Below are 1,474 nucleotides of genomic sequence, written 5' to 3' on the forward strand. Positions count from 1 at the left end.
ACCTCGCCTATTTCCACAACGACCAAATCGGCATCCCGCGCGAGATGACCGACGTCCACGGCAATCTCTTATGGTACGGCGAATACACCGCCTGGGGTCGTCTGAAAAAGGACGAGCGGATTTACAAGAACGCGCACCAGCCGTTCAGATTGCAGAACCAATACTTCGATGAAGAGACCGGACTGCATTACAACCTGATGCGCTATTACGAGCCTGAGGCCGGGCGGTTTGTGAATCAGGACCCGATTGGGTTGCTGGGCGCAGGGGATAACCTTTATCAGTTTGCTGTAAATGCTCAAAGTTGGATTGATCCGTTGGGACTTTCTCGTAACAGGTTAGCTACAGTAGGTAAAACGCCATCAAAAGTGAGTACCACTGGTAGGGCTGTAATGCAGCGCATGTTAAGTGCTAAGGAGCTACGTGGTATGTCGGCTGAGCAGATTAGTAATTTAAGACGTGTAAGCGATATTCCTAGCTCTGCCCAATTTTGGGATACTCCAACTAAATCATGGCAGCCTGTTAGGTCTGCTCATATGGGGCATGCAGGCGAAGATGCTGTGGATTATTGGAATAGAAGAGGAAAATTTTTTGGTAAAAAATCGCCTGAAGTTAGATCGTGGATGAGAGATCCAAATAACTATCGGCTTGAAAAAGGTGCCGGTAAAGGGGGAAATTGCTCCCGCGGCGCAAAAAACCGAAGTAGGTATGATATGGATAAACCAATCGGGCCTAGACAGAAATCTGATTATGGCCATTGATATTATAGAATCTACACTTAACATTGTTTATTTTAATTGAGGAGTTGTATGCTATGAATTTAGATGCAGTTAATCCAGAATTGGAATCAAAAATTAATGATTTAGTTTGCGAAGCTTATAATAAATCTTTTTCGGAACAAGAAAAATTATTAAAAGAAGCATTTGAGCTAATACCTAAGCCAGTAACTCAATGGGCGCATCCAACTACAATGGTTACGATTGCCTTATTTGAGTTATATTATAAACATCAAAAATATGAACAGGCTGAGGAATGGCTGACTATTGCTTTGAGTGTTGCCGATTTAGGAACAACTAATGCAGGAACATATCTATTAGGCGGTATTTTTTATTATGATATTGAAAAATATGATGATGCTTATCAATATTTCGATATAGCTTATAACGATGCTGGATATTATCCATTCAGTATCGAGGACAAAAAATATTGGCAGTTTTATAAGCAGCGTAAAGAAGAACTAAATCCTAAGAAAAAAAACAAAAAGTAAGATTCGATATTTTCAGACGACCTCAAAACCTTCTTTGAGGTCGTCTGAAACATTTGTTCTTTAACAACCTGATCTACCGCCAGCTGCCCAATGGCGAAAACCAATATTACCAATACGATTTAGAAAACCAACTCGTCCGCGCCGAAATCAAAAAAGCAGCAGGCAATACCGAAATCTGGACATACGCCTACGACCCGTTCGGACGACGCC

Annotated in this window: 2 protein-coding genes and 1 pseudogene; all 3 read left to right on the top strand. The window is 41.6% G+C overall.

What is annotated here, in order from left to right:
- On the top strand, positions 1-758 hold a 758-nt coding region (locus tag HMPREF2952_RS10825), incomplete at its 5' end, for an RHS repeat-associated core domain-containing protein (RefSeq protein ID WP_210398389.1).
- 53 nt (positions 759-811) lie between these two features.
- Positions 812-1,264 (top strand): hypothetical protein, encoded by a 453-nt coding sequence (locus HMPREF2952_RS01935; RefSeq protein WP_039862584.1) that lies wholly within the window; start codon positions 812-814, stop codon positions 1,262-1,264.
- Positions 1,265-1,329: 65 nt separating this feature from the next.
- Positions 1,330-1,474: pseudogene (locus HMPREF2952_RS11600) on the top strand (type IV secretion protein Rhs); the annotation flags it as partial.

The organism is Neisseria sp. HMSC068C12 (genome assembly GCF_001814095.1).
GTDB lineage: Bacteria > Pseudomonadota > Gammaproteobacteria > Burkholderiales > Neisseriaceae > Neisseria > Neisseria perflava.